This is a genomic window from Profundibacter sp. (assembly GCF_056498605.1).
Genome location: NZ_JBSMEZ010000101.1, coordinates 90,711 through 97,076, shown reverse-complemented (window position 1 = coordinate 97,076; position 6,366 = coordinate 90,711). Strand labels below are relative to the sequence as shown.

The window sequence follows — 6,366 nt, the reverse complement described above, 5'->3', positions numbered from 1 at the left end:
CGGTGAAGGAGTCCAAACGCGCGGGATCGTCGCTAAAATTCTGTCGGGTGGCAACCGGCGAGGCGGATATATACCCGCGCATGGGCCGCACTATGGAATGGGACACAGCGGCGGGTCATGCGGTCTTGTCGGGTGCGGGGGGGCATGTGGTGCGGTTTGACGATCACAGTCCACTGGTTTACGGCAAGGCAGATTATGCCAATCCATTTTTCATTGCCTATGCTCCGGGTGTGGATCTGAAGCTGGCGTAAAATGTATAAAAGTGTTAGTAATTACTACCATTGGTGGAGCGATGTTGCTGTTGGGGTATAATAGCCACATTTTTCCCCCTGACCTGTAAATAGTTACTGGGATATTCTTGTCTAATTAACAGTTTGGGCGTTAACTAAGAAAAAACGCCATCTCTGTTCAAGGAGAGGCCAAAAATATGAGTGTAGGCAATGAAGCGTAAAGTTACCAAAGCAATCTTTCCCGTGGCTGGGATGGGAACCAGATTCCTACCGGCAACCAAGTCCGTGCCAAAAGAGATCATGACGCTGGTTGACCGGCCATTGATCCAATACGCAATTGACGAAGCACGCGAGGCAGGGATCAAGGAATTCATCTTTGTCACTTCGCGCGGCAAAGGCGCACTTGAGGATTATTTCGATATCGCCCCGACGCTTGAAGCGTCCCTGCGCAAGGCAGACAAGCGCGAGTTGCTGGAGATATTGAAAAGCACCAATATGGAAAGCGGGGCGATCGCCTATATTCGCCAACACAAAGCATTGGGGCTGGGGCACGCTGTTTGGTGTGCACGTCGGCTGATCTCAAATGAACCCTTTGCAGTGATCCTGCCGGACGATGTGATCGCAGCCGAAAAACCCTGCTTGAAGCAAATGGTCGAAGCCCATGAAGAAACCGGCGGTTGCGTTGTCGCTGCGATGGAAGTGCCACATGAAAAGGCGTCATCCTACGGCATTCTGGATATCAAAGAAGATATGGGCGCGATGGTGTCGGTCAATGGTATGGTCGAGAAACCGGAAGCCGGCACAGAGCCATCCAATCTGGCGGTGATCGGACGCTATATTCTGACACCGCATGTTCTGCGTAACCTGAACAAGATCAAGCAGGGCGCAGGTGGGGAAATCCAGCTGACAGACGCGATTGCCAAGGAGATTGAGCAGGGGCGTAATGTTTACGGATACAGATTCCGTGGGCAAAGGTTTGACTGTGGTTCCAAGGCCGGTTTTTTGCAGGCGACGGTGGCCTTCGGGTTGGCCCGTGAAGAATTGCGCGAAGAATTCTCGCAGTATCTGAATGAAATGGTGTCGCTGCAAAAAGCGGCGCAATAATAACGGGCGGTGCAATTTGGCGCATGTTTTGGTCACGGGCGGGGCGGGCTATATCGGGTCGCACGCCTGTAAGGCGCTAAAGGCGGCAGGTTATACGCCGGTCACATTTGATAACCTGGTAACGGGGTGGGCCGACGCGGTTAAATTTGGCCCGCTCATACAGGGCGACCTGCTGGACCGCGCCCGTCTGGACGAAGTTTTTGCCAAATATCAACCCGTTGCCGTGATGCATTTCGCGGCCCTGTCATTGGTGGGCGAAAGCATGGAGCTGCCCGGTAAATATTGGCGCAATAATGTGGTTGGCTCTTTGACCCTGATCGAAGCAGCGGCCGCTGCTGGCTGCAAAAATTTCGTCTTTTCCTCGACCTGCGCCACCTATGGCGATCAGGATAACGTGGTGCTGGACGAGAATTGCGCGCAAATGCCGATCAATCCCTATGGCGCCTCAAAACGCGCGATTGAGGATATTCTGGCGAATTTCGGCGAAAGCGACGGGATCAATCATGTAATTTTCCGCTATTTCAATGTGGCGGGTGCTGATCCGCAAGCCGAGGTGGGTGAATTCCACCGCCCCGAAACCCATCTGATCCCGCTGGTGCTGGATGCGATTGAAGGGAAACGCGCGGCGCTGACGATTTTCGGCACGGATTACGACACGCCCGATGGCACCTGCGTGCGCGACTATGTGCATGTGTGCGATCTGGTTGATGCGCATGTTCTGGGGCTAAAGTGGCTGGAGGACGGTAAAGGCAACCGCGTGTTTAATCTGGGCACAGGCAAGGGGTTTTCTGTGCGTGAGGTAGTGGATGGTTGCCGTGTAGTGACCAACCGTGAGGTGCCGTTAAAAGAGGGGCCGCGTCGTGCAGGGGACGCGACCAAACTGGTGTCAGGCAGTGAGCGCGCCGAAAAAGAGCTGGGCTGGACCCCGCACCGGTCCAACATGGAAGCGATGGTAGTGGACGCATGGCGCTGGCACCAAAACGGCCATTATGAAAAATGAGATTTTGCGCTAGGGTGCTCCCTAAATAGGGAAGGCGAAACATGCGAAACCTTTGGACTGCATATAGGATGCGCCAAAAACGGCGACGGCTGCTATTGCGGGCGCTCAGAAAGCGTCGCCAGCTGGTTTCAGTTATGGACAGGTCCGATCAGATCACAGCGGACGCAATCCTCGCATTTTCAACGGTGCGTAATGAAATTATCCGCCTGCCGTATTTTCTGGAATACTACCGCAAGCTGGGTGTTGCGCATTTTCTGATTGTGGACAATGACAGTGACGATGGCACCCGTGAATATCTGGCCGAGCAACCCGACGTATCGCTGTGGCACACAACGCACAGTTACAAGCTGTCACGCTTCGGAGTGGATTGGCTGACATGGCTCCAGATAAAATTCGGACACGGGCACTGGTGTCTGACGGTCGATGCCGACGAGATACTGATATATCCCCATTGCGACACGCGCCCGCTAAAGGCGCTGACCGATTGGCTGGATCAGGCAGAAATCCTGTCGTTCGGCGCCATGATGCTGGATATGTATCCCAAGGGCGCGCTGGATGCGCAGACCTATCAGGCGGGGCAGGATCCGTTCCAGATATTGCGCTGGTTTGATGGTGATAATTACCGCAGCCAGATGCAATCCGAATTGCAAAACCTGTGGATACAGGGCGGTGTTCGGGAACGGGTGTTTTTTGCCGACAGGCCGGAACGCGCCCCAACGATGAACAAAACGCCTTTGGTGAAATGGAACCGCCGTTTTGCCTATGTCAGCTCCACCCATTCCCTGTTGCCGCGCCATTTGAACTGGGTTTTTGATCTGGGTGGCGCGGGCAAAACCACAGGCGTTTTGTTACACAGTAAGTTCCTGCACATGGTTGTCGACAAATCCCGCGAGGAAAAACACCGGCAGGAACATTTTGAAAACAGCAGCCAATATGACACCTATTATGACAGCCTAACCCAAAGCCCTGATCTGTGGTGCGCGGCATCGTATCAATATGACGGTTGGCAACAACTAGAGGCGATGGGGTTGCTGTCAAAAGGGGCGTGGGATTGACCCTGTGGTAAACTTGTCAATTATCGTGAAGTATTAAGCAATTACCCCATTTACGCAGGGGCAATTGGGCGTTATTTATAGGGCAATAATAAAAAGACGACAAAGACAATATCAGAGGCAAAGGGTGCGAAGAGTTAAGGGGGTATCCCCAAAACCTACCAAATTCGAGCATTTCTAACGTTGCATTAAAGGTGACGTGATACTTGAATTCAGGATATAGGTTCTCTGAGCACAAGGAACGGTTTTTAGATTGGGCGCATTATCCTCATATAGGTTGCGAATAGCGCGTCAACGCTGGCGCGCCCGCGCGTTTCGCAAGGGGTGTGAGCTGAAACCTGTGGCCAATCGCACCAAACAGATCAAACCCGACGATATCATCATCTTTTCGACTATGCGGAATGAGCGGATTCGCCTGTCCTATTTCCTGCGGTATTACCGTGGTCTGGGGGTGAACCACTTTGTGATGGTCGACAATGACAGTGATGATGGATCACGCGAATTTATGGCGGATCAGCCGGATGTTTCGCTGTGGGCCACTACCAAAAGCTATAAGAAATCTCGGTTCGGGGTGGATTGGCTGAACTGGTTACAGATGAAATACGGACACGGCCATTGGACACTGACGGTAGATGTCGATGAATTTCTGGTGTTTCCGTTTAGTGATACACGCTCAATTCGGGCATTAACTGATTGGTTGGATGCGTCATCAATCCCGTCGTTTAGTGCGATGTTGCTGGATATGTATCCAAAGGGGCGGCTGGACGCGACACCGTACCGGTCCGGCCAAGACCCGTTCGAGATTGCGTCATGGTTCGATAGCGGCAACTACACGATCTCTAAAAACAAAAAATATGCCAACCTGTGGATACAAGGCGGGCCGCGGGCACGGTCATTTTTCACCGACGCGCCTGAAAACGCCCCCGCCATGAACAAGGTTCCACTGGTAAAATGGGACAGAAAATATGTTTATGTCAGTTCAACCCATTCGCTACTGCCCCGCGTGCTGAACCGAGTTTATGACGAATACGGCGGTGAAAAAGCATCGGGATGTTTGCTGCATGCTAAATTTCTGGACACATTCGGGGTCAAGGCCAAAGAAGAACTGGAGCGCGGCCAGCATTACGCCAATAGCCACGAATACAAGGCCTATCACGCGGCAATGCAGGAAAACCCTGATCTGTGGTGCAAATGGAGCGAGAAATATATCAACTGGCGACAGTTGGAGATTCTGGGCCTGATGTCCAAGGGGAACTGGGCATGAACAGGGCAGGATCAGTCGGCATCGTGATGATGGTGCACAATGCGCTGGACCGTGCATCGCAAGTGGCGCGTCACTGGGCGGTTAATGGCTGCCCCGTCGTGATCCATGTGGATTCGCAAGTGGACCGTGACGCATATAAGGAATTTGTTGGCGGGTTATCCGACCTGCCAGACCTGCAGTTTTCCAGAAGGCGCTATTGCGAATGGGGCGCGTGGTCACTGGTTCAGGCCTCACAAACCGCGTCGGAGCTGATGCTGAAATCATTCCCCGATGTGCGCCATATCTACCTTGCCTCTGGGTCCTGTCTGCCGCTTCGCCCTGTGCAGGAGTTGGTTGATTATCTGGCAGAACGCCCGCGTACGGATTTTATCGAATCCGCAACGACGGATGATGTTCCCTGGGCGATTGGTGGGCTGGATTCTGAACGCTTTACCCTGCGGTTTCCGTTCTCTTGGAAACGGCACCGTTCGTTGTTTGATGGCTATGTCAGATTGCAGCGGCGTTTGCGTTACAAGCGTAAAATCCCGATGGGTCTGGTGCCGCACCTTGGATCACAATGGTGGTGCCTGACCCGCCGCACGCTATCGGCGATTTTGGAAGATCAGGAACGCGATACCTTTGATAAATATTTCAAACGGGTCTGGATACCGGATGAATCCTATTATCAGACACTGGTCCGGCTGTTTTCCACGAATATCGAGAGCCGTTCATTAACCCTGTCAAAGTTTGATTATCAGGGCAAACCCCACACCTTTTATGATGACCACCTACAGTTGCTACGCCGGTCTGATTGCTTTGTTGCGCGTAAAATTTGGCCACATGCGGATCGCCTATATAAAACATTGCTAACCGACGAGGCAGAGGCATTGAAAAAAGCCGAGCCGAACCCGGGCAAGATTGATCGCATTTTCGCCAAAGCGGTCGAACGGCGCACCCGTGGCCGTGCCGGTCTATACATGCAAAGCCGCTATCCGGTTGAAGGCAGGGAAAACGGCGCAACGCCATCCTCCTATTCGGTCTTTCAAGGGTTTGCCGACCTGTTCGAGGATTTCGCACCATGGTTGGCCAATTCTACGGGTGCAACGGTGCATGGGCATTTGTTTGCCCCACAACGGGCAGAGTTTTCCGGCGGAGAAAGCATTTATAGCGGGTGCATACCCGATTCAGCGGCGATGCGGGATTCTAACCCGAAGGCGTTTCTGACCAACCTGGTCTGGAACACCCGTGGCGAGCAGCAATGCTTCCAGTTTAGCCCAAGAGATTTGCAAGATTTGAACTGGTTCATCGCCAAAGACCCGAATGCCATTATCACGGTGATTACCGGCGCATGGGTGGTGCCGCTGTTCCATTCCAACCTTAGCTTTGCTGAAATCAGAAAAGAATCGGCACGGCTGCAGAAGATCGAAAGCGAGCATATGAGGGTATTACGGTCCCCCTTTGCCAAGGCGCGGGTGCGGATCATGACGATGGCAGAATTCATCGAAGCACCAATGGAGCCGCTACAAACAATCATTGATACAATTGGCCCACGCAACAAGTTGCACACATTGTCCGAGGCACCAATATTGGCTGATCTGACCGGATTTGGGAAATTTTTGCAGAACCTGAAAAATCAGGGAATGCACCCGCATTTGATGGGGGATTTCCCGGCGGGCGACCATATTTCGCAAGCCACATCGAAACCGCGCAAACCGTATCTCGTCAGAAAATAGGATC

At 52.8% G+C, this 6,366-nt stretch carries 6 protein-coding genes; all 6 read left to right on the top strand.

Annotated elements, in window-relative coordinates:
• The coding region (locus ACWB12_RS10725; protein ID WP_479530076.1) for a 3'(2'),5'-bisphosphate nucleotidase CysQ family protein at nucleotides 1-251 on the top strand (251 nt) is incomplete at its 5' end.
• A 189-nt stretch (nucleotides 252-440) separates the two neighbouring features.
• Nucleotides 441-1,334, top strand: a complete 894-nt coding sequence (galU, locus tag ACWB12_RS10720) for a UTP--glucose-1-phosphate uridylyltransferase GalU (RefSeq protein WP_479530075.1) — start codon at nucleotides 441-443, stop codon at nucleotides 1,332-1,334.
• A gap of 16 nt (nucleotides 1,335-1,350) precedes the next feature.
• The gene (gene galE, locus ACWB12_RS10715) at nucleotides 1,351-2,334 is read left to right on the top strand and encodes a UDP-glucose 4-epimerase GalE (protein WP_479530074.1); all 984 of its coding nucleotides are present in this window, start codon (nucleotides 1,351-1,353) and stop codon (nucleotides 2,332-2,334) included.
• Between the two features lie 41 nt (nucleotides 2,335-2,375).
• A complete protein-coding gene (locus ACWB12_RS10710; protein WP_479530073.1) occupies nucleotides 2,376-3,389 on the top strand; it encodes a glycosyltransferase family 2 protein in 1,014 nt (337 codons plus the stop codon).
• A gap of 250 nt (nucleotides 3,390-3,639) precedes the next feature.
• Nucleotides 3,640-4,650, top strand: coding sequence for a glycosyltransferase family 2 protein (locus tag ACWB12_RS10705; protein ID WP_479530072.1), 1,011 nt, complete (start codon nucleotides 3,640-3,642; stop codon nucleotides 4,648-4,650).
• Nucleotides 4,647-6,362, top strand: a complete 1,716-nt coding sequence (locus tag ACWB12_RS10700; RefSeq protein WP_479530071.1) for a DUF5927 domain-containing protein — start codon at nucleotides 4,647-4,649, stop codon at nucleotides 6,360-6,362. Before ACWB12_RS10705 ends, ACWB12_RS10700 begins: the two co-directional genes overlap by 4 nt.
• The last annotated feature ends 4 nt before the right edge of the window (nucleotides 6,363-6,366 follow it).